The sequence below is a fragment of the Phaeodactylibacter luteus genome, from assembly GCF_007993045.1.
In the GTDB taxonomy this organism is placed as follows: domain Bacteria; phylum Bacteroidota; class Bacteroidia; order Chitinophagales; family Saprospiraceae; genus Phaeodactylibacter; species Phaeodactylibacter luteus.
Map to the genome: position 1 here is coordinate 17,148 of NZ_VOOR01000028.1, position 23,212 is coordinate 40,359.

Annotated in this window: 15 protein-coding genes; 10 read left to right on the forward strand and 5 right to left on the reverse strand. The window is 55.2% G+C overall.

The genetic code is table 11. The annotated features are described in order from the left end of the window. Positions 1 to 266: 266 nt before the first annotated feature. Positions 267 to 3,467 carry a S8 family serine peptidase gene (locus FRY97_RS13520; protein ID WP_170254640.1) on the forward strand — a complete coding sequence of 1,067 codons (3,201 nt, stop codon included), beginning with the start codon at positions 267 to 269 and terminating at the stop codon, positions 3,465 to 3,467. A 62-nt stretch (positions 3,468 to 3,529) separates the two neighbouring features. On the opposite strand, the gene murI is transcribed toward FRY97_RS13520, so the two are convergent. The 3 genes from murI to FRY97_RS13535 form a co-directional block, all read right to left on the reverse strand. After that, the gene (gene murI, locus FRY97_RS13525; RefSeq protein ID WP_147168082.1) at positions 3,530 to 4,342 is read right to left on the reverse strand and encodes a glutamate racemase; all 813 of its coding nucleotides are present in this window, start codon (positions 4,340 to 4,342) and stop codon (positions 3,530 to 3,532) included. A gap of 44 nt (positions 4,343 to 4,386) precedes the next feature. After that, positions 4,387 to 4,893 carry an OmpH family outer membrane protein gene (locus tag FRY97_RS13530; RefSeq protein ID WP_147168083.1) on the reverse strand — a complete coding sequence of 169 codons (507 nt, stop codon included), beginning with the start codon at positions 4,891 to 4,893 and terminating at the stop codon, positions 4,387 to 4,389. Positions 4,894 to 5,091: 198 nt separating this feature from the next. Then, the gene (locus FRY97_RS13535; RefSeq protein WP_147168084.1) at positions 5,092 to 5,613 is read right to left on the reverse strand and encodes an OmpH family outer membrane protein; all 522 of its coding nucleotides are present in this window, start codon (positions 5,611 to 5,613) and stop codon (positions 5,092 to 5,094) included. 218 nt (positions 5,614 to 5,831) lie between these two features. Here FRY97_RS13535 and FRY97_RS13540 point away from each other — a divergent pair, with 218 nt between their 5' ends. The 8 genes from FRY97_RS13540 to FRY97_RS13575 all read left to right on the forward strand — a co-directional run bounded on the left by FRY97_RS13540 (position 5,832) and on the right by FRY97_RS13575 (position 16,930). Continuing rightward, the gene (locus FRY97_RS13540; RefSeq protein WP_246141722.1) at positions 5,832 to 6,563 is read left to right on the forward strand and encodes a hypothetical protein; all 732 of its coding nucleotides are present in this window, start codon (positions 5,832 to 5,834) and stop codon (positions 6,561 to 6,563) included. A gap of 62 nt (positions 6,564 to 6,625) precedes the next feature. Continuing rightward, on the forward strand, positions 6,626 to 7,393 hold the full coding sequence (locus tag FRY97_RS13545; RefSeq protein WP_246141724.1) for an alpha/beta fold hydrolase: 768 nt from the start codon (positions 6,626 to 6,628) through the stop codon (positions 7,391 to 7,393). Positions 7,394 to 7,400: 7 nt separating this feature from the next. Next, positions 7,401 to 8,528, forward strand: coding sequence for a radical SAM family heme chaperone HemW (gene hemW, locus FRY97_RS13550; protein ID WP_147168085.1), 1,128 nt, complete (start codon positions 7,401 to 7,403; stop codon positions 8,526 to 8,528). A gap of 32 nt (positions 8,529 to 8,560) precedes the next feature. After that, entirely contained in the window at positions 8,561 to 9,466 is a 906-nt protein-coding gene (locus FRY97_RS13555; protein ID WP_147168086.1) for a carboxypeptidase-like regulatory domain-containing protein, read from the forward strand. Next, complete coding sequence (locus FRY97_RS13560; RefSeq protein WP_147168087.1) at positions 9,463 to 13,347, forward strand: tetratricopeptide repeat protein; 3,885 nt, start codon at positions 9,463 to 9,465, stop codon at positions 13,345 to 13,347. Before FRY97_RS13555 ends, FRY97_RS13560 begins: the two co-directional genes overlap by 4 nt. Beyond that, positions 13,337 to 15,421: a WG repeat-containing protein gene (locus FRY97_RS13565; RefSeq protein ID WP_147168088.1), complete on the forward strand. Its 2,085-nt coding sequence runs from the start codon at positions 13,337 to 13,339 to the stop codon at positions 15,419 to 15,421. Before FRY97_RS13560 ends, FRY97_RS13565 begins: the two co-directional genes overlap by 11 nt. A 104-nt stretch (positions 15,422 to 15,525) precedes the next feature. Beyond that, positions 15,526 to 16,125 (forward strand): hypothetical protein, encoded by a 600-nt coding sequence (locus FRY97_RS13570; RefSeq protein ID WP_147168089.1) that lies wholly within the window; start codon positions 15,526 to 15,528, stop codon positions 16,123 to 16,125. 295 nt (positions 16,126 to 16,420) lie between these two features. Then, complete coding sequence (locus FRY97_RS13575; RefSeq protein WP_147168090.1) at positions 16,421 to 16,930, forward strand: hypothetical protein; 510 nt, start codon at positions 16,421 to 16,423, stop codon at positions 16,928 to 16,930. Positions 16,931 to 17,199: 269 nt separating this feature from the next. Here FRY97_RS13575 and FRY97_RS13580 read toward each other — a convergent pair whose 3' ends face one another. Further along, entirely contained in the window at positions 17,200 to 19,125 is a 1,926-nt protein-coding gene (locus FRY97_RS13580) for a tetratricopeptide repeat protein (protein ID WP_147168091.1), read from the reverse strand. Between the two features lie 402 nt (positions 19,126 to 19,527). Here FRY97_RS13580 and rpsU point away from each other — a divergent pair, with 402 nt between their 5' ends. Continuing rightward, positions 19,528 to 19,722: a 30S ribosomal protein S21 gene (gene rpsU / locus FRY97_RS13585; RefSeq protein WP_147168092.1), complete on the forward strand. Its 195-nt coding sequence runs from the start codon at positions 19,528 to 19,530 to the stop codon at positions 19,720 to 19,722. A 134-nt stretch (positions 19,723 to 19,856) separates the two neighbouring features. On the opposite strand, the gene FRY97_RS13590 is transcribed toward rpsU, so the two are convergent. Next, entirely contained in the window at positions 19,857 to 22,850 is a 2,994-nt protein-coding gene (locus tag FRY97_RS13590) for a T9SS type B sorting domain-containing protein (RefSeq protein ID WP_147168093.1), read from the reverse strand. Positions 22,851 to 23,212 lie beyond the last annotated feature (362 nt).

Genomic DNA, 23,212 nt, shown 5'->3' on the forward strand with positions numbered 1-23,212 from the left:
TTCGAATAGAAGACCAAAAGCCCAACACGCGCTAAGATGAACAATAACGTGAATAGGGGGTGCCCCCGGGGACGGGGGCATCAATTCCTTGGCGGTTGATGGTGTGGAAGCACGGTCAGCCGCTTTTTTATGCATATTGTTTAATCCATGACCTAAACAGAAGGAGGCAAGCATGCATAAAACCTTTCAATAAGGCCTATTTTGTCCGGTATAATCTGATTTCAGCCTTCAGTTTTCCTGCAGGCATAACCTTGGAACACCTCAGTATGAATTACCGTACCCTTCTTTTTTTGCTTGGCCTCTTTTTGCCAGCTATCCTCCCCGCTCAGCAGCTCGATCATGTTTTAGGCGAAGCCTTGATCCGGCTAGAGCCGAAAACCGATATAGCCGCCCTTTCTGCCCGCCTGCAATGGCTGGACGGGCAGCCAACTCAATTCAAGGTGGTCAAACCAGTTTCAGCTTACATGCGCATCTGGCGGGTAAGCTTTGACCACAACGCCATCTCTGAGGTTAAATTTCTGGCCCACCTCAACCGCATGCCTGGCATTGAGGTGGCACAGTTCAACCACTTGGTAGAGCTGCGCAGTACCGTGCCCAACGATCCGGGGTTCGCCAATCAGTGGCAGTACATCAACACGGGCCTGGGCGAGTGCGTAGAAGGGGCCGATATCGATGCCGACCTCGCTTGGGGCATTACAACGGGTGGGCAGAATGCATTGGGGGATGACATCGTCGTCTGCATTGTAGATGATGGGCTAGACCCCTCCCATCAGGATTTTGGGGATAACGTATGGGTCAATGTAGCAGAAATCCCTGATAACGGCATAGATGATGACAACAACGGCTTTGTCGATGATTATGCCGGATGGAATACAGGTTCTGACAACGATGATATTGATGAGATCAACGGGCATGGTACCCCTGTAGCGGGCATCGTTGGGGCGCAGGGCAACAACGGAATAGGCGTGGCCGGTGTCAATTGGGACGTTAAGCTCATGATAGTCGTAGGCGGCTCAGGGGTGGAGTCAGAGGTACTAGAGGCGTACAGTTTCCCCTTGGCCCACCGCATGCGCTACAACGAGACGAACGGGGCAGAGGGCTCTTTTGTGGTAGCGACCAACTCCTCTTGGGGGGTCAATTTTGGGCAGCCAGAAAACGCCCCTTTGTGGTGTGCATTTTACGATACGCTGGGCGTTCACGGTATCCTCAATGCAGGGGCTACCATTAATGGCAATCAGAATGTCGATGAGGTTGGGGACCTGCCCACGGCCTGTGCTAGTGATTTTATGATCAGCGTTACCAACCTCAATTGCACTGGCAACAAAGTAACTGGGGCAGGGTTTGGCGTAGAGACCATAGACCTTGGGGCGCCTGGGCAAGGCACCTGGACGGCAGCCGACGGCAACAGCTACGGTGGTTTTGGTGGGACTTCTGGCGCTACCCCTCATGTAGCAGGCGCCATCGCCTTGTTGTATTCTGCTCCCTGCCCACAGCTCACACAGCTGGCTCTGGAAAACCCCGAGGCGGCAGCCCGGCTCGTGCGGCAGTCTATCCTCGATGGCACCCGACCCAATAGCAGCCTGGACGGCATCACCGTGACAGGCGGCATGCTCAACCTCAATAACAGCTTGCAGCTGCTGCTCCAAAACTGTGGCCCTTGCCCCGGCGCTTTTGCCCTTGAGGCTACTGCAACAGATAGCAGTGCTCTGGTCAGCTGGGTATCGACAGATTCTACCCTCTCCTCCAACTTGCTTTGGCGGCCATTGGGAGATACCGTTTGGACAGTCCTGCCCGATACAGTAGCCCCTGTGCTCCTCCAAGGGCTTCAGCCTTGTACCGCCTACGAGTTTGCAGTGGAAGATGCCTGCGCTGACACTACTGCCCTTTCTGCGGCAGCCACTTTCCTGACCGATGGCTGTTGTGATGCACCCCAAGGTTTGGCAGCAGCCGTATCTATCGACAGCACCGTCCTTTCCTGGCAGGGAGGGGCGGCAGCACAGGCCTACCGCGTAGAAGTGGTATGCCCTTTAGATACACTGGTTTTCGATCAGGTCTTTGAGCCCACTCTTACCCTGTCTGGGCTAGATTCCTGCCAGGCTTGCCTGGCTACCGTCCAAAGCCTCTGCAGTGAAAACCTCCCTCCGGACTCCCTTGGCACAAGCCTGATCTTCGAGGTGCCCGGTTGCGGCAATTGTATAGACCTCGGCTACTGTGAGCCGCAGGGCAGTACCAGCTTTGAATTCCTGCAGGCTGTTGCGGTAAATGGGGAGGAGAACGTTTCTGGCAACGATGGCGGCTACGGAGATTATACCGGCTTTAGTTTTACGTTGGAGACGGGTGCGCTCATTACCATTTCGTTGACCCCAGGCTGGGTGGGCGATGCTTACCCGGAGGACTATTGGGTTTGGGCAGATCTTAATCAGGATGGCGAATTCGATTTCGAGCAAGAATTGCTGGGCAGCGTAGAAGCTTCCACCGATGAGGTAGTTGCCATCTCAGCCATCATACCTGAAGATACGCCTATAGGCAGTACGCGGCTCAGGGTAGCTATGGCCTATGAAAACAGCCCCACCCCGGCTTGTGGTGTAGAGATAGAAGGCGAAACAGAGGATTATTGCCTAGAGATTGTAGATGAAGTGCCTCCCTGTTCTGTACCTCAAGGGCTGAGTACAGGGCTGCTCGCTTATCAGTCTGCGGGAGTAAGCTGGAGCGGTAGTGCCGCGGGCTATCTGTTGCGGTACCGTGCAGATGCTGCTGCTGCTTGGTCAATTTTAGAGGTAGAGGCAAATACAGCTGTGACGCTTGACGGTCTGGAGCTTTGTACAGGCTACACCGCCCAAGTTGCTGGATTGTGCAGTGATGGCATTCAAAGTGCTTGGTCAGCACCTGTGCAGTTCATCACGCTCTGCAACCCGGATTGTAGCACAGCGGGGGCACAGCTGGCTGCAGGCAGCATTACGGATACGACCGTTATGTTAGCCTGGCAGCCTAGCAGTCAAGCCATAAGCTATGAAATAGAGCTTCGCCAGGCAGGGGCTGCCAACTGGGCCGCTTACACTGCCGAAGGACTTGAGCAAGCTATAACGGGCTTAGCGCCTTGTACGGCTTATGAAGCCCGGTTGCGCGCCACTTGCGAAGGCGTGAACAACATCAGCGCTCCATCTCCTATGTTTGCTTTTGAGACGACCTGCCTGACCGGTTTGGCAGAAGCGGTCAAGGTTGAAAACCTTAGCGTAGCGCCTAACCCTTTTGGCGATCAGCTGCAGGTAAGGTGGTCGCTACCGGTTGAACAGGACGTCACATTCACCCTTTACAACAGTTCTGGGCAGGCTGTGCTCCGTGAAGCCGCCCGAATTTCAGGCAAGGCTTTCCGCACTTGGCCCACATCACAGCTGCCCGCTGGCCTGTATTGGCTGGAGGTGCAGTTGGAAGATGGGGTGCAAGTTTTGAAAGCGGTGAAGGAGTAATACCGTTGGCCTGCGGTTGATCATATCCGCAAGTATTGGGGCAGGGCATTTGTAGTTAATGGCTACAGGTGCCCTGCTTTATTGGGGGCTTGCATCACCAAATGCCCAAGGCCGAGCATATAATCTGTGAGCGGCTGTGCCTGCTCTGGCCGGCCAGATACTTCTATTATCGGATGGTGGGGCACCGTGTGGGCTGCTAGCAGGCCATGCTTTTCCAAGATGTGCCTCAGCTGCCGGGCCACGGCTGGAGCCGGGTTGATGACAAATCGCCCGGGCCCGATAATGTCTTGTATGAGGGGCTGTACAAAAGGGTAGTGCGTGCAGCCCAAGACGAAGGTATCTGCGCCCTGTTCCATCATAGGGTGTAGGATGCTTTCCAGCAGCTGCCGGGTAGAACGGCTGTCAAGTTGGCCCGCTTCAATAAGCTCGACCAGGCCTGTACAAGGGTTTTCCAACAATTGTATGTGCTGTGCAAACCGGGCCATAAGGCCAGCATAGCGCTGGCTTTGAAAAGTGCCGGCGGTAGCCAATACCCCAACTACGCCGGTTTTGGTCGCTGCTGCGCCGGGTTTTACGGCGGGCTCCATGCCAATGAACGGGATATGGGGCCAAGTTTGCCGGAGCTGGGGCAGGGCAGCAGCAGATGCGGTATTACAAGCCAGGACTACCGCTTTGCAGCCAAGGTCTTCGATAAGGTATTTGCTGATGGAAATACTGTAGGAGAGGATGGTGGCGGCAGGCTTGGAGCCATAGGGGATACGGGCGGTATCCCCGAAGTACCGGAGGCGTTCTAATGGGAGAAGTCCGATTATGGCACGGGCGACAGAAAGGCCGCCTATGCCAGAATCGAAAATACCTACCGGGCTATTGTCCATGATAAGATGTACTGTCGGTTTGGGAAATCCCCGAACGCGACCGCTTACATGCCCAGTTTAGCTTTCACCATGCTGTTCACATTTTGTGAGTCTTCAGCATAGAGCAGTACGCCTTGGTCAAAGATGAACTGGAAGCCGTTTTCCTTGGCAACATCTTGAATGGCGTTGTTGACCTTTTCATAAATCGGGTTCAGCAGTTCTTCCCGCTTATCGTTGAGCTGCTGCCGCATGTCTTGCTCAAACTTAGCAATCTCCTGCTCGCGCTTTTGCAGTTTAGCAGCTTCTTCTTCCTGCTGTTTGGGAGACAGGGAGCCAGATTCCACTTGCTGTTGCACGGCGAGGTAATCCTGTTGAAGCTGTTCTACCATGCTCTGCCCTTTTTTCTGCAATTGCTTTTGCAAGGCTTCGAGGTTGGCATCAGCTTGTTTTACTTCAGGCAGCTCAGCCAAGATGGCTGCAGAATTCACATAGCCGAATTTTTGGGCCTGTGTGCTTACCGCCAGGCTCAGGAAGAAAACTGCTATGCAGCTGATTTTAATCAGACTCTTCATTTGCGTATCTATTTGAATTGACGGAACAAAACGTGGGCCGTATTCCGGCCATTTATTTCACTCCAAGTGAATTTTGGGCATCAGGCCCTAAATAATTAGCGGCTGCAAAAATAGGAAATCCGCTCGGTCTGTACAGGACTAATACCTGAAAAACTGAGGTGCTTTCTGCTACAGCCACAGTAAGCGCGGGGAAATGCCCTAATCAAGCTTCTTCAGGATGTCCTCAGTTTTGTCATAAGAAGGGTTGGAGAAGATCATGCCTGTACCGCCAGATTGGTCAAAAATAAAGTCATAGCCCCTTTCGGTAGCATACTCTTCGATGGCCGCGTAGACACGCTCCTGTATAGGGCGCACCAATTCCTGCCGCAGCTTGAACAGGTCGCCTTCCGGGCCGAATTTCTCCTTCTGCATTTCGCGCACTTCCTTTTCCTTGTTCATGATTTCTTCCTCCCGCCGGGCCCGTTCGTCTTCGCTCAGTAGGACCTGTTCCGCCTGATATCGGTTGTACATCCCTTTGATTTTATCGTATTCCTGAGCAATCTGCTGCCGCCACTGCTGTGCGGTTTTATCAAGGTCGCGCTGTGCAGCCTGGTAATCGTCTATGCTTTCAAGGATAGTATTGACATTGACATAGGCGATGCGCTGTGCGTAGCTGCTGATGGCTGTAAGGGCGATAACAGCCAAGACAGCGACGGTACGGTGAAGGGTTGCTTTGGTCATTTTGTTTGATTTTGATTTCCAATTGCGAAAGTAAGCATTTCTGCACACGCATTAATAACGCAGGATTCAGCAGCAGGGTACGTTCGCTTTCAGTGGTTTAACGGGTTTTTAACGGAAGGCTGAGCGAATGATTGGCTAGGGTGGCCCAACAAATTGCGCAGAATTTGATTGTAATGGGGGCGGCCTGGCAATTGGGCCCCTGCAAACCGCTTGTCTCTATGAACCCGCAAGGTGCAATTACAACCGTTACTTTCTTCCGCTATGAGAGCCTGCCCGACAAGTGGTGGGGCTTCAAGCAAATGGGGCTTTCAGCCGAGCGCTTAAAAGGCGTGGCAGGGCTCCGTTTTTACAAGATGCTGGGCAGTGGCGCAGGCAACGGGTTCAGCATCTGGCCCAATTTTGGCGTTTATGGGCTTTTGCAGGTCTGGGAGGATGAAGCAGCGGCGCTAGCTTTTGGCGAAAGCCATGAGCTGTTCCGGGAAAGCCTTGGGCGGGCTGCCGGTTGGTGGCGGATATTCCTTCAGGCTGCCAAATCGCACGGCGAATGGGAAGGGGCATCGCCTTTCCCTATCACTACAGGTTACGACACCGAAAAGCCTGTGGCGGTATTGACCCGGGCTACCATTTACCCCCGCCACCTCTGGCGCTTCTGGCGCTTTGTCCCGCCGGTGAGCCGCTCTATAGCGCAAAAGGAAGGGCTGCTCTTCTCTGTAGGGGTTGGCGAACTGCCCTTGATACAGCAGGCTACCTTTAGCCTTTGGGCCAATAGCCACCACATGATGGCCTATGCGTACCAAAGCGAGCACCACAAAAAAGTGGTACGCCGCACCCGTGAGCTGGGCTGGTACCGCGAAGAGCTGTTCTGCCGTTTCCACCCTTACCGTTCCGAAGGGGACTGGGAAAATGGGCAGACCCCGGCAGATTCCCTCTTCCATCCGTTGACGGCTTAGAACTCTGCCACCGCTCTAAATGTTGCTGTTCCAAAATGCCTGGCGGCAAAAGATAAATTCCTATGCTGGAGCTCAATTACAAATCCTTCGGCCAGGGCGACCCGGTCATCATCCTTCATGGCCTGTTCGGCACACTGGACAATTGGCAGACGCTAGCCCGCAAGCTTGGCGAACAATTCACTGTCTATCTGGTCGATCAGCGCAACCACGGCCGTTCGCCTCACGACCCTGAGCATACTTACACCGCTCTGGCGGAAGACCTGCACCACTTCATGGAGTCGCATTGGATGTTCAAAGCACATATCATAGGCCACTCTATGGGGGGCAAAACGGCTATGACCTTTGCCAAGCTATACCCCGATATGGTCGACAAGCTGGTGGTAGTGGATATTGCGCCTAAGGCTTATGCAGGCGGGCACGAAGAAATTTTCCGGGCCTTACAGTCTGTAGACCTGCCCAATATCAGTGCGCGCAGCGATGCCGATGAACAGCTGCAGCAGCGTATCCCCGAAAAAAGCATCCGGCAGTTCTTGCTCAAAAATCTATCCCGGGACAAAGATGGGGGCTACCGCTGGAAAATGAACCTCGCCGCTCTTTGGGATCACTACAAGGATGTGCTGCAGATGCCTTTGGCAGGCCATCCTTTCGAGGGCGATACCCTTTTTATCCGGGGAGAGAAGTCCAATTATATTCTGGATGAAGATCAACCCCTGCTCGCCAATGAATTCCCGGGGAGCCAGCTGAAGACCATACCGGGGGCAGGGCATTGGGTGCATGCTCAAGCTCCAGGCCAGCTGCTGGGGCTCTTGGAGCAATTCCTTTCCCAATAAAGTGCTTATGCCCGGACTTTACCTGCACATCCCATTTTGCAAGCAAGCCTGCCACTATTGCAATTTTCACTTCTCTACCTCCCTGAAGTACAGGGGCGAGATGGTAAAAGCCATCGCCCGAGAGCTCGGCTTCCGGAAAGATTACCTCACAGATAAGCGGCTGGATAGCATCTATTTTGGCGGCGGTACGCCAAGCCTCTTAACTGCGGCAGAGCTGGCCTTCCTCTTTGAAGCCATCTCCAGGCATTTTGAGGTCAGCCCCGGCGCAGAGGTTACCCTAGAAGCTAACCCTGATGACCTTACTCCCGAGCGCTTGGCCTCCCTCCGGCAATCGGCAGTCAACCGGTTGAGCATCGGGCTGCAGTCTTTCTCAGAAGAAGACTTGCGCTTTTTCAACCGGGCACACAGCGCTGATGAAGCCGCCCGCTGTCTCGATCTTGCATTAGAAGCGGGCTTTGATGACCTTTCTGTAGATCTGATCTATGGCTCGCCCACCACTACCGATGCACAGTGGGAAAGGAACCTGGACGAGGTTTTCCGGCGCCGTATCCCTCACTTGTCTTGCTACGCACTGACCGTAGAGCCCCAAACGGCCCTAGACCACTTCGTCCGCAAAGGCAAAGCCCCTCAGGTTGATGAAGCACAGGCGGCACGGCAGTTCAGCTACTTGGCGCAGCGGGCCGCCTCTGAAGGCTATGCGCATTATGAAATTTCGAACTTTGCCCTGCCCGGGCGCTACGCGCGCCACAACAGTAGTTATTGGAAGGGCGAGCATTATCTTGGCGTAGGCCCTTCCGCCCACAGCTTCGACGGGGCGAGCAGACAGTGGAATGTAGCCCACAACGCCAAGTACCTTAAAGCGCTGCAATCTGAAAGCCCCCAAGGCTTTTTTGAACGGGAAGAACTGTCGGTTGCCGACCGCTACAATGAATACATCATGACGGGCCTTCGGACATCTTGGGGCGTCAGTTTGGAGCAAATCCAAGCAATTGACCCGCAGGCGGCCCCACACTTTCAGCGTGAAGCACACATATTCCTGGAGCAAGGGCAATTGGTGCAATCTGGGGGGCGCTTTTTCTTGTCTCCACAAGCCCGCTTTCTGGCTGATGGCATTGCAGCCGCACTTTTTTGGTAAATTTAGCCTGGCCCTCTACAAAAAGTGAAAGCATGGACCGTTCAGGAATACATTTGCAGGTAAAGCAGGCGGTAGGCCGTGGCCGGCTGGTACAGGCTATGGATATTTTGGAAAACAGCCTTGAGGAGCAGAGCCCTTACGCTGATGTCCTTACCATACTGCGTGCGCGGCTATCCCGCGTGAAGCAGGAAGAGCAGTTGGGGGCAATCAGTGTACAGGAGGCTGGCCCTGAGCGGGTACGGGTACAGATTGCCCTGCTCGAATTATCCGCTGCATGGGCTGAGGGTAAAGCAGTGCCCCGCTCTGGCCCGGCCTGGCCATGGGCGCGTATACTGGCGGGTACAGGCCTGGGCCTATTGCTGCTGGCTAGCGCCTGGCTGTTTTGGCCCGCTAGCTCAGACAGCCTTACGGTATTTGTACATGGCAAAAATGGCGTAAGGGAGCTGCCCTTGCAAAACCGGGGAGCTGTGCGCCTCATTTACGGACAGGCAGTCCGGGCCAAGGGTATCAATGAGGCTGGGCAAGCTGTCTTCAATGAGATCCCCGCTTCGTTTTTCAGTGCGGGTGCGCAGGTGCGCATTGAAGTAGAAGACACAGAGGGAGAGCCTTATTACAATCTGGCAGAAGACTCCCTGTACAACCTGCGCCCCGGGCAGCCCGTTTTTGTCGCAGTTGGCCTTTCAGGGCTGGACCGGCTTTTCGGCAGCGTACAAGACTTTGAGACTGGGCAGCCCATTGCAGGGGCTACAGTACGGGTGGGCGCCTTGCACGGGCATTCAGATTCTACCGGCTGGTTTAGCATAAGCATACCGGAAGCCGAGCAGCGGCAGTTTCAGACCCTCCGCGTTTTCAAAGAAGGATATACCCCATGGAAAGCCTCCCGCATCCCCCCACAAGCCCAGCAGGAAATAGAAGTGATGCTAAAAATTGAGCAATGAGCAGATTGATTACATGGCTGCTGCTGCTGCTGGCTTGTCCTGTGTGGGCGCAGCAGCTGGAGCGTGCAGGGCAGGTCACTATCCACAATAGCCGTTATCGTACGGGCGTGCTCGAAGTCGTTCCTGGCGCAGAAGTGCTGGCTGGAGAAGGCGCAGTGCCCCGGGTGACAGATGAAGAAGGGCAGTTTCTGCTGCGTTTTGTGGGCCTCCCGCCTGCCAGCACAATAGCCGTCAGCGTAAATAAGCCTGGGCTAGAGGTCGTCAACAAAAGGGCCTTGGCTACGGTGACGGTAGGAGACCCGTCACTCCTGAGGGTCTTCATGGCTAAACCTGGCGCTATCGCTCAGGCTATGGCAGAGTTTTATGCCATCAATGTAGCTCAGTTGACCGCCCGGCGCGATAGCATCATACAAGATTTGCGGACGGAGGGGGCCGCCAAGGCTAAGGCGCTGCAAGGGCTGGAGGAAAAGTATGGCCGTACGCTTGTCAGCCGGGATGAAGCCATTGCACTTCTTGAAAAGCAGCTGGAGCAAGCCCTGTCGCAGTTGTCTGTGCACAGCTTGCAGCTGGCCGGCAAAAACCTGGATTTTGCATCAAGCCTCTATATCAAAGCTTATGAAGCGCTGCGGGCAGGACAGCAGGAAAAAGTGATCGCGCTCTTAGAGGAGGCCCGCCTCAATGATCGGGCTCAGCGTGCGCTTGGGGATATCGCGTCTGCACAAGAGAATATTGAAGCGGAAGAGGAGCGTATCCGGCTCAGCCGTGCAGAAATAGATCAGATCATCGAAGCTTATGAGCTGCAGGCCGAGGCCTATACCTTAAAGCTGCAGGTGGACAAAGCCCTTCTGACCAATGACACTATCCTGCAGCTACTGCCAGAGAGCAGTTTTGGCCCGGAGAAGCGTTTGCTTTTGCTGGGGGAGCAGTTGCAGCAGTTGGCGCTCTTGGGCAGGGGGAGCACGGGCTTGGAACAGGAAATACGCTCTGCCCTGGCTTCCAGCCCTTTTTCTGATGGCATCCGGCTTATGCTTTGGAATACGTTGGCCGAAGCCAAAAATCTTCAGGGGCAGTACCCCGAGGTAATCGAGGTGACAAAGAAGGCGATTGCTATAGCCGGGGCATCCGCTTCCGCTTTTGAAAAAGCGAGGGCTTGGCGTGCGCAGGGCAGCGCATGGCTGAACCTCGGGCAGATTTCCCGGGCAGCAGATGCTTTTGAAGAAGCAGCCCAAGCTTTGGATACGGATGAAAGCCCTTTGCGGGAAACTTCTGGTGTCCTATTGCTGATGGACTTGGGGAACCTTGCCATGCAGCAGGGGGATATGGCGGAAAGCGTCCGTTGGTACAGGCAGGCCATCCGGAACTGGTCAGCGGCTTCCGCCCCTCCGGTTGTCCGCCTCGCTGGTGAAAGCACTATGCAGGTAGGGCTGGGGATGGCCTACCTACAGTATGGCAGTTATCTTGAAGCAGAACAGTACTTTGAACGGGCCTTGTCTGCACTGGATGGCACGCAGCTCCCCCTTGTGTCCGCCAATGCAAGGGTAGGGCTCGCTAATGTGGCGATGGCGCAGGGGCAATGGGAAAAAGCAGAGGCACTGGCGCGTGCTGCTGAGTCAGATTTTTTGGCGTTCAGCCCGGATAACGCAGGCCTGGGGCTAGCCTATCAAGTGTTGGGCAGCCTTTCGGCTGAGCGCGGAGATGCAGAACAAGCCTTGGCTTACCTGGCGCAGGCCAAGGAGCAGATTGAACAGGCACAGCCGGGCAGCCCAGCTTTGGCCATGGTTTATGAAGCCTACGCCGCGCAGTACATGGCTTTGGGCAAAATAGCGGAAGCCCAGGCGTCACTCCGGCAAGCAAGGAGCATCATAGTGCGCACAGAAGGGCAGGGGCTGCTGCTTGCCAACCTGATGCAGGCCGAAGCCGATCTGTTGCTGCGCTCTGGCCAAACGGAGCAGGCCACCTCAGTAGCAGAAGCCGCGCTGAGCATCTACCAACAAGAAGGTGTGGAGAGCATGGCCCTGGCCAATTTGTACCTGCTGCTGAGCAACATCAGCTTGTCCGAGAAAGCCCCATCTGCTAGCCAGCAATGGCTTTCCCAAGCGGTAGCTTTGATGGAAAAGCAGATGGTAGGGGGAGCCAGCACATTTTTGGCGAACACTTACTATATGCAGGCCCAAACGCATTTGCTGCTGCAAAAGAGGGCATTGGCTGCCGAGGCTGCTAAGAAAGCCCTTCAGGTATACGAAGCCTTAGGTTATCATCGGGAGGAGCGTTTCAGAGCCCTTCTACTGCTCGCCCAGGCACAAGCAAGCGGTGCTGGCAAGGAAGGTGCTGCGGAAGCGTTGTCCCTTGCCCGCCAACTGGCACAAGGCCCTGGAGAAGAGGCACAGATTTTGATGTTAGAAGCAGCACAAGCTGTGGAGCGTGGGGGCTATCAGGAGGGGGCTGCGTTGCTGCAAGAATCTATCGGTAAGCTGCAGGAAGAATCGCCTGTTGACAGTACGCAGCTCAGCCTCGCTTACCAAAAACTGGGGCAGGCCCAAATGCCGCTTTCGCCAGTTGCAGCCTTGCGCACTACCCAAAAGGCATTGGCCTTGATGCCGCATGGCGCTCCGCCTTATGCCCAGGCCGGAGTGCACAACCAGATTGGGCTGGCGGCAGAGCAGGCGGCAGACCTGCCAGCTATGGCACGTGCATACAAAGCTGCTGTAGCCCTGCTGGAAAAAGAGGAAGCGGGCGGCTTAGGGCTCGGGCTGGCCTTGACGGGCTATGCCCGGGCGTTGCAGTATCAGCAAAAGCTGGGCGATGCTATACGGTTATATGAGCGTGCTGTGCCCATAATGGAGGCGCAGCGCGAAGCCCCGGACAACGGCATGGCCGCTCTAGGCCTTGGGCAATGCCTGCAATTCCAAGGACGGCCAGGGGAGGCCTTGCCCTGGTTCGAAAAAACGATTGAAAAGTTAGAAGCCATGCCCGGCTCGGCTCCCCCTGTGCTGGGCATGGCTTATTTTGGTGCCGCTGCGGCCCGCCTGGCCATGGGCTCGCCGGGAGAAGCCCTTTCGGACAGTCAGGCTGCTGCCCGCATTTGGCGCAAGGCTGGCGCTCCTGTTCTACAGCAGGCGCAGGCCCACGGGCAGGCTGCTGCCATTCTGGAGCAGCTGGGGCTTACCGCGCAGGCCTTGCAACAGCAGGATAGCGTAGCCACACTGCTTCAGGAGGCTTCCCCTGCTCACCCTGGGCTATGGAAAGTCTACTTTGACCAGGCACGGCTCTACCTGCAGCAGGGCGATTTGGAGAAGGCTCGGCGGCAAGGGCAGCGGGCATTGGAACATAGCCAAGCACATATCCCCAATAATGATTTTGAAGTAGATATCCTCTTTCTGATGGGGCGGTCGAGCCGTTATTTGGGGGACACCACAGGCTACCGTACAGCCTATGCACAGGCGTTGGGCCGGCTGGAAGAAATGGAGGCCCGCTCAGCGGGCAATGCCAATATTCTGTACCGTCTGGGCGTTTCAGCTTATCACCTCAGACAAGACGAGGCGGCCCTTGACTGGCTGGGGCGGGCGATCGAAGCCAATGAAGATTTCCGGGGTGCTGCTTATGCCATCCGCGGCATCTGTTTGGCCCGGCTGGGGCGTTTTGCTGAAGCAGAAACCGTCAATAAGGCTTTTGCGGAGGCTTTCGCCGGTGAGCCCTCTGTACAGATCAATCATGCCGTATTTTGGGCTTGCAGGGGAAAGGGGCGGAAAGCGGTCCGGGCCTTGAGCATGGCCATTGAAAACGGCTATACAGACTTGGCTTGGATACGTACTGCGCCCTCTTTGGACAAGGTAAGGAGGAGGCGCGATTACCAAAAGTTAATACAAGAGCATGAGGATTAAGAGCATACTGTGCGGGGCAATGCTTTTTGCAGCCTTGCTGTCAGCAGGCGCGCAGCCGGATGTACGCATTTATGAGCTGGCCTATCAGGTACAGCCCGGCAGCTATGGCGAGGAAGAGCGGCTGTCGGAGGTACAGGTCAGGGTGGGCAGCTTGGAAAAAAGCTATACACCTGAAGGGGTAGAGCTGGAAAAGGAAGCCCATCTGTTTCAGAAAGCGGGGGCGGCAGTAGCGGCTTTGCAGGAAGCTGTAGCCCGCCTGCCTTATTGGATAGCGGTGCCGGAGGGCAAAGATACCCTCTACCGGGCGTTTGGAACAGATGGAGCCGAATTTGAAGTCAGGGATGAGCTCGGCCGTTGCGTAGAGCGCGTATGGCTCAGCGGAGGGGTGCTGCAGGAGCAGGAGCGCATCATCTACCCGCAGGGCAGCGGCGTTGAGTGGGCTTCCCGCGAAAGTTATTTTACGGCTTCGGGCCTTCAGGAGCGGTCGCTTAGGTTCTACAGCCGGAGTGGGGCCGGCGGCGGCCTTACGGGATGGTGGGCAGCTTGGGGCGGGCAGGCTTACTATGAGCTCCGGGAAGGCGGGGCGCTCCGGTACGCGGTGCGGGGTGCTCAGGAGCTGAAAAAGGGGCGCTGGCGGGAAGAGCGCGGGCAGTTGTTGCTAAGCCTGGAAGAGCAGGAGCGCCAATTGGGCCTGTACCGGGCAGATTGGGGCATGGTGTTGTCGGATACGGCTGGGCAACGGCAGGAGTGGGTGCGGCCCGGGCCCGGCGAGCTGCCGCAAGCATGGCTGGAAAAACCTGCCGCTGCAGAGGTATTTGTGGAGAATGGGAGGTATGGCCTGCGGTTGCTCACCGGTACTCCCGTTTGGGAGGCGGTGTACGATGAAGTAAAGCTGCTGCCCGGCGGGCTGGTGCTGCTGCAGCAAGATGGGCTTTGGGGGCTGGGCACGGTAAATGGGGAAGCGGTCACGCCGGTTTACTTCGAAGCCCTTTCGGAGGCAGGGCCGGGCTGTTTCCTGGCCAAGCGAAAAGGGCAGGCTGGCCTTATAGACGGGCAGGGGCATGAGCGTTTGCCGTTTGTTTACGAGCGTTTGATCTGGCGGGGCGATACCACCTTTTGGATGTTCAGAGAAGGGGAAATGGGCTTGATCGGGCAGAGCGGAGCCATCTTGATACCTGCTGCATTTGACCTCATCCACCCCTTTGAGCAGGGGCGGGCAGTGGCCTACGAAGGGGAGCGCCCGGGGCTGATTGATGAATCTGGCAATTGGCTGTCCCGCCCGGGAGCATACACCCTCCTGGAAAGACATGGGAGGTCTGGCTACCTGGTCAAAAGCAAGGACGGCTTATGGGGGTATATCAGTACAGACGGTGTGGTGCGCATCCCCCCGGTTTATATGCATTTGCGCCCGCTGTCTGCCGATGTGCTGGCCGTGCAGAACAATGGCCGGTTCGGGCTGCTGTCTGTGCATGGGCAGGAGCTGGCCCCGCTAAAGTACCGCCTGCTGAAGGGATGTGGGGACTATACCGCTACTGGGGGGTTGTGTGCTGCGCTCCGCAGGCAAGGCGTGGTGGCACAATATATAAACGATGAGCAGTTTGGGTACCTTGACGGTTTTGGCCGTGCCTTTGCCCCTACCCTTCCTGGGGCAGCAGAGCTGGCAGCGGACTTTCAATCTGTGGAGGCCCTCCCTGGGCTCGTTTTCTATCATCGGGAAGGGTGGGTGCACGAGCCTGGGATACAGCGCCTGTACAAGCGGGGCGATTATGGGCAGCCCCGGGTGCAGTATGAGCTGTTGCCGTCAGATGGGGCAGAGGATGTGGCAGCGTGGGCTGCATCCCATCTTGAGCCCGGTATTGACCTGGCAGCGGCTATGCTTGATGGGCAGCCGGCGATTGCCCGTATAGAGCGCGAGCGGGTTCAGTATTACGATTTCTTCCGGCGGCACTTGTATGTTATGCACGGAGGGAAGGTCTTGCACTTGGTTTTTTCCTGTAAGGACGCCAACTTTCTGGAGAGCATCCCCGGGCTTTATGAGCTCGAGCAGTTGGTGAGGCTGGAAAAAGGGCCGTAAGGAAATAAAAAAAACGAACCGGATGGGTACCTAACCGGGCGGCAAGGTACTAATGGGGCAAACAGCTGCTGAGCTGTTGTTTGACCACCAAAAAATTAGTACCAATGCGACATTACTTTTATCTCCGTCTGGGCAGTACCCTGGCCCTTTTTGCTCTGCTGCTGGCAGCTGGCTGTAAAAAAGACGATTGTGCTGCCCCTGGGCAGGACTTCATACCGGATGAAGTCCTGGATGAAATCCGGGCCAACGGGCAGGTGCTGTACAGTGGCACCAACCCGCCCCGTTTGTCTGGGTCTTACCGGATATCACCTTTGAACCTCGTGAGCAGCAATTTTGATGATTTTCTTATCCCTGGCCATACCTTTGAAGATGAGCGGGTCACCTTTTCCAACTTCAACCGTGACGACCTGACACTGTTGGTCGCCTTCGAGCAGGCCAATACAATGGGGCAGGAATATGGAAGCTTCATCTCTGGCAGCGGAGACCGTTTCACGATTTATGTGCGCATAGAATCCGAAGACACAGAGGGGCACACTACGCTCATTACCAAGGTCTACTCTGGGATTGTAGCGGACGATGGCATCCGCGATATGCAGCAATCGTTGTTTATGGTAGATGATAGGGGAGATCCGAACAATGCTTATATTGAGAATGGGCAGGGGCGCCTGGTAGAGGATGGCGATGGCTTTTCAGAAGCGTTCTAATGTGGGCATTGCAACTCAGGCGCCCTGAATGGCATCGGGCTAGCGCTGCGGAGGGGTGGCAAGCCCGTTAGGGCCGAGCGGACAGCGAGCCCCGCAGCATAGCGGCCCCTGCCTGTGAGGCAGGGGAAGCCCCCAAAAACGACCGTTGAGCTTGCGCCTGCAGGCCGTTCTCTGGTTTTGTGGCAGGTGAAATACGTCAATATTTCTTGCCAAGGTTCAAATATCGTTTATCTTTGGTGTGCAAAACTGGAGAAACAGGCTGGGAAAAAAATTAATCCATTAAACCCTTACTATCATGAAAAAACTGATTGTACTACTGCCTGTATTCGCAGTTTGTATGCTGTTCTCCGGTTCTGCGGAGGCACAGGACTACAAGACTGCAGTTGGTGCCCGCTTGGGCTATCCGCTATCGGCTTCGCTGAAGTATGTCCTCAACGACAACGGCAGCGCTATTGAAGCTTACGTTGGCACCCGCGGCTGGGGCTACGGCCGCTACGTATCTGTGAGCGCAGCTTACCAAATCCACAAGCCACTTGATATCGAGGGGCTGGATGGGTTGTACTACTACTTTGGTGGAGGTGCCACGATAGCGTTCTGGAACTACGCCGATGATTTTTTCTTTGACGATGATTACTCTACGACGGCTATTGGGATTCAGGGGTACCTGGGGCTTGATTACGCTTTTGACGACACACCGATCAACCTGACCGTAGACTGGATCCCGACCTTTTTTGTCAACGGCTACGGAAATGGGTTTGGCGGGGGCTATGGCTCTGTCGGTATCCGTTATATCCTAAGCAGGTAATACCGTTTTCTCATCAGGCTGGCTGTATAGGTAAATACGGCAGGCTTGGAAGCCCGGAGCGCAGCAGTGTACTCCGGGCTTTTTGTTTAAGGGCTTGTTGGGAGGGTTTTATTGAGGATCAGTGGGTTATGCCCGCTTGATGTGCTAGCGTGGCAGCAGGGTTCTTCCGAAGCTACAGCAGATGAGTTTAGCGGGCAAAATGAAAAATCAGTGAGGAAGCCAGGCTCATAAAGCGTTGGTTGGCAATAGGAACGAGCTCCAAACCTTTTTTAAGTCGTTTCTAGGGCCATCAGGATATTCTCCGCGCCCGATTGTAAAAGGATGTTGCGCAGGTAAATGTCGAGCTGTTCATCCCCTTCTTTCAGCCCAAGCTGTTCGCGCAGGCGATACCGGGCCATGGCAGCGGCTTTAGGCGTTACGCTCATGATTTCAGCTACCTCTTTATTGGAGAGCTCCATGGCAAATAGCATGGCATAGCGGATTTGTTTTTGCGTCAGCCCTGGTGCGGAGCTGATGATCTGGCGGGCAAATTCCGGATAGAACAGTTCAAATTCTTTTTCGAGGGTTGGCAGGGTATCGGACTCCGTAAAAATCAGGTGGATCTTCCTTAGGAGGTACTCTGGGCGCTTGTGGTAGCGCTCAATGGTTTCCCTCACCTTATTGCGGAGCCCCGCAGCCCATAGGCTTTTATCGATAACGGCCTTTTGCTGGTACTCCAGTTGCCGTGTGATCATGGCTTTTTCCTGTGTCAGCCTTTGGCTCCGTTCGCGGTTGGCCTCCTGCCGGGCTACCGCTTGTTTGCGGTACTGATAAAAGCTCAGCCCCATGAGAAAGGCAGACAGCAGGCCAAGGAAGGTAAGTATGGTAGTGTACTGGGCCCGCCGTTTGGCCAAGGCGGCCTGTTGGGCTGCAATGCTGGCTTTTTTTTCTGCCATTTCTGCTTGCTGCAGGTATTTGGAGAGCTCATAGGCGGCGGTGTAGTCTTGGGTCATGCGGATCTGCTCGGACCGTTCCCTTTTTTTCTGCCATTGAGCCAGCTTGCTGGCGTATTGGTAAGCTTTTGCAAAATCTTGTTGTTGGGAGTAGGCTTTGGACAGGGCTTCCAGGGCTCTTCCTATATAAAGGTCCATGGAGTCTGTTTGGGCAAGGTCCAGGGCTTGATGAAAATGCAGCACTGCTGTTTTTAGGGGGGCTTGCTCCAAAAGCGCATGCTGGCCTAAGAAAAAATAGTACTCTGCCCCCGGTGCTAGCGCTGCGCGTTGATAATAGTGCTGTACGGTGTCCAATACGGTTTTCAGCTTTGCCGGGCTTTGCAGCCGGGTGTAGAGCTCCATGATCTGCCAGCTGAAGTTGATCTGGTTGAGGTCGGGGGAAAAGTTCTGGAAGACCTTTTCCAGGTAAACCTGAGCCTTGTCCAAGTTGCCTTGGTCGAGGTAGGTTTTGCCAATGCTGTTATTGATCAGCCGCTCCATATAAGGGTAAGAGGGATGATGTGCGGAGACTTTCTGCTCCAGCGCTAAAAACTGTTTTTGCGCCTTTTCCAGCTTGCCTTCTTCCATCATACAGATGCCGATGTTGTGCTCTATCATGGCTTTGCGGTAGAAGTGCCCACGGGCTGTGGTATCCATTTCTACGCGGTGCAGTGCCTGTGTGAAGTAGGCCATTGCATTGCCCGGCTGCCCCATTTCGTGGTAGGCGGTGCCCATATTGGTCAAAACATTTACCGTAGTAGTGGAATAATCGGTATCCCATTTGGCAGAATCGAGGTATTCTTCAAAATAGGCAACCGCCTTTGGGTAGTCCCCGCGGAGGATTTCTATGTTGCCGGACAGGAAGAAGCGGTAATCTGCATGCTTTTTGCGTTCTTCCGGGGGGGCTTCTGCCACAGAAAGGGCGAGGAAGTGGAGCGCAGAGTCATAATTATTGAGCTGTACATGCATCCGGCCCAATTCGGAGTAGAAGTAGGGGAGCATCCGCTTATCCTCTTTGAAGTGCTGCATATAATATTGCCGTAGGCAGGGGATGTACGGGGATTCTTCCTGAATGAACTGGCCGAGCCTCAAGAGTGCTGCGTTTGCGGTCTTTAGCGTATCGGCCTGTGTAGCCTTGAGCCAATCGGTACATGCTTTCTGTGCGCTAATCCCTTCTGCGGCGGAAAGGAAAAGGAGGATAAGGAGAAACAGCTTTTTGTGCATTTGCCTGACGTTTAAGTTCGTGCTAAAACATGGGCTAATGCTGCTCAGTGTGTTTGCGGGGGAGGGGCCTATGCCAATAGAGGACAGGGCGGTCCAAGTTGAACTTCTATAATGACAGGAAAATGTTGAGGCTTTTAAGTAGCAGGTGGATATAGCCGATGGGCTATCTTTGGGGCAGTAAAGATAGCCAATACTTTTCAAAAAGCCAATGTCGAGCGAGCTGTCCGGCTGCTTAGATCACAATAGATTTTTTTCTTGCCGAATGGATAATATTTATTTACCTTTGCCGGGCAAAATTTACAAGGGCCACCTTTATTTTGCCCGGTGAAGCACCGGCAGTTACTGAACCTTTTTTAATTAATCATAGGAAAAGCCTGGCTTTTCAAAACATTGTGAGGTTACATGATCATCATTAATGTAAAAGACGGAGAATCAATCGACCGCGCACTGAAGCGCTACAAGCGCAAGCACCGCAATATTGGCGTAATTAAGGAACTACGCCGCCGCAAGCAGTTTTCAAAGCCATCAGTGGAGCGCCGCAACGAGCGCCTGAAGGCCCGCTACCGCTTGGAGAAAGAGGCGGAGATTGGGATGTAGGCTTTGTTTAAAAGCACTTATATCCAATAGCAAAACCAAAATCATAGCGCCAAGCTTACTTGGCGCTGTTGTTATCATATCAGAAAAGGTTTCAAGGCATTGCCCTGAAACCCTTTCGTGTTTAAGGCCTTGCCTTAGCGTATGAGGTGGAGGTCGCCTTCAAAGAGGATGGCGACCCCATCGATAAACTCTACCTCGATCAGCCAGGCATATACCCCGATAGCTGCAGGCTCATCGCCAATGAGCCCGTCCCAGCCCCTTGCAGGTTCGTTGGGCTGGAAATTGCCCCCCTCAAATACAAGCCCGCCCCAGCGGTTGAAGATTTTCATTGCTCTGATCTGCCTGACGCCAGGCCCGGCATAGGCTGTGAAAAAGTCGTTGCTGCCGTCATCGTTGGGGGAAAAGGCGTCAGGAATGTACACTGGCCGGTTTTTAATGACCCTTACCGTGACGCTGTCCAGAGCTGTACACCCGTTTTCATCCGTTACCGCTATGGTGTAGGTGGTAGTGTTGACCGGGTTGGCCACAGGCCGGGGGCAGTCTGTACAAGACAAGGAGTCTGGGGGCATCCAATTGTAAGCGACATCCGGGTTGCTGGATACAGCATTGATGTCATCAGAGTAGCCTAGGGAGATGCGTATGTCCTGCCCTGCATCCACGGTGAGCTGAGGCGGCTGAGTGATGAGGGTATCTATTGCGGCCAGGCAACCGTTGGCATCCATGATGCTCAGGGAGTAAGCGCCAGCCCCAAGGTTTTCAAATAAGGGGGCGACTTGAAAACTGCTGCCGCCTATGCTGTACTCGTAGGGGGGAGTGCCGCCAGTGCCCTGCAGCAGGATGAGCCCCGTGGTGTCGCCAAAGCATACCACATTTTGGAGGCTGGCTACCTCAAGCTCGAGCAAGGGGGGCTGCAGTATGGCCGTATCCCCGGCCACAGTGCAGCCGTTGGCGTCTGTAATGGTAACAGCGTACACGCCCTCGCCTAGGTTGTTGCGCACTGCGCCTGTGCTGTTGTCCTCCCAGCGGTAGCTGTAGCTCCCCGTGCCTCCGGTGCCTACGGCCGTGAGCACAGCATCGGTTTCTCCAAAACAGCTGATGCCCAAGAGGTCAAAAGAGATTTCGAGCAGGGGCGGATCGTTTAGGGTGAGCACAAACTGCCCCACACAGCCATTGGCGTCTACTGCGTCAACGATGTAGGTGCCGGCGGTGAGCCCCGTCCGTACATTACTATTGGCAAACCCGCCCCCATCATTGAAGTCGTACTGATAGGGCGGTTGCCCATTGGCGATGTCAATGGTGATGGCCCCGTCAGAAAAGCCTGTGCAGGAAGGGTCTACTATGCTCTCCTCCAAAGAAGTGAGCTGTAGCTCTAGCTCCCGGACGGGTATAACCAGGTCTGCCTCACAACCGTTGGCGTCTCGTATGGTCACTGGGTAGTCGCCTACGGCCAGGCCGGTGTAGGTGTTGTCGTTGGTAAAGGGGCCATTTTCCCAGCTGAAGGTATAAGGAGGGGTGCCGCCGCTCACCTGTAGGTTGATGCCCCCATCAGTGCCCCCATTGCAGGTGGGCATGGTCAAGAGGGTATCTATGTCAAAAGTGTCGGGGCTCATCACGGTATAGGTCAGCACCGTATCACAAGTGAAATCATCGGTTATCGTCACGGTGTAGTCGCCTGCTGCTAGGCTCCCTATGCTGCTTGCCGTAGCTCCGGTTCCCCAAATAAAGGTATAAGGCGGGTTGTCATTGGAGGGCGAAAGGGCGATGCTGCCGTTGGTGTCGCCTGGGCAAAGGAGGTTGGAAATGTCGGCGTCTACGGTGAAATCTCCCTCACAGCACTGTACAAATATGGTCTCAATGTGAGTAATGACACAGCCATCCGGAGTAGATACGCGAAGGACGATATTCTTCAGCCCGGGCGTGTCATAATCAATGGCGTGTGGCCCTTGGCCGGTTATGGTCTCCGGGCTGGCGCCTTCCCCGAAATTCCAGGTCCAGCTGGAGATGCCGCCTACAAAACTCGACTCATCGGTGAAGAGGACGCTGGCCTCCAGGCAGACGGTATCATTGGGCGCATTGGTGCTGAACTCGGCCTCTGGCCCCAGGAAGGTGCCCGTGCCCCCAAATTCGACGGTGAAGCCGCTGCCCGACTGGCTGAAGTTGTTGACGACCAGAGCGTAGCTTTTGCCCGCTTCCATATCAATAGGCGCGATGAAGTTGTTGTCGCCGGTATCGCAACCGCAGGTTTCCCCCACATCCGTTTCTCCTGTCGCAAGCCCCGTAGCGCCGGTGCAGGGCTCCCACACTTCAAAGTCGGCTCCGACCACTTCTCCTGATGCCATGCAGCGCAGGTCGAATTTGCCGCTGCAGTCGTCTATGCCGTTGGGCAGCTCGTAGAGGACAAAGTCCAGGTCGTCGGCAGGGTTGAGCGGATTGAGAGAAAAGGTCAGAGAGCCGGGCTCGTCGCAGGTCCATTTGTACCATGCCGACCCGCTTTCCGAAAGGGGGCAGGTGATGGTGCCACAGCTTACGTCGTCAATCTCATTGCCGTTATTGCCCACTCCGGTCACTTGCTCTACGGTAAAAGGCGACTTGTCACAAAGGATTACCCCGGTAGCGCAGTCGCTGGAAGGGTTGGGGATGGCGTTGAAGTTGTTGACACAAAGTTGGAAAGTGCCGGAATTGCCTCCGCGGGCACCCACCTGTATGTAGTAGGTCTGCCCAATGGTCAGCATAGATGCGAACAGCTGCCCGCCGTTGTCTCCCAGGGCATCTGAAAAGCAGCCGATCTCAGTCAGGGCACCGCAACTGCCGCTGTAGAGCGCGAACTGTGGCTGCACCAGAGTGCCGCCATTGCTCTGCCCGGTTGCGCCTGCTACGCTGATGTTTACATCTGTGGCTTCCGCTACAAAAGAGAACCAAACATCCAAATTGGGCTGTGCATTGGGGAAGCAGCCAGGGGAGAACCCCGAATCGTTAGACCCCACATTGGAGAAAGCGCCGGGCTCGGAGCACCAGCTGCTTACGTCGGAAAGCGGGGTAGCAGTATTACAATCTTCACCTTGGGCAAAGCCCCATTGTGGGAGGGTTCCAGCGGCAAGGAGGAGTGAAAAAAGTAAGCAGTTTTTCATAGCTGTTGCATTCGGGTTAGCAGGTTAAAGGCTGATGGAGCAAGCTTTCCTGCAGGAGTTTTTGGGGTTCAGGCCTCAATTGGGGCACGGCCCAACGAGCCGGCAATTGGAAATTCTGAGCCGGCAGGCTATAAATATACAATTTCAAACGGGGCTTGTTTGGGCACTACGCTTGGGCACCAACCAGATTGCCGTTTTTTGGGGCCTGCCCCTGCCCGATGGCAGGTGCCGCTATGCTACGGGGCTCGCTGTCCGCTCGGCCTTATCAGGCCTGCCGCCCCTTCGCAGCGCTAGGCCAATGCCCGGCTATAAAGCCCGAAAAGCATAAACGCCCGTGGCATTTTGGTTTACGCCCCTGCGCT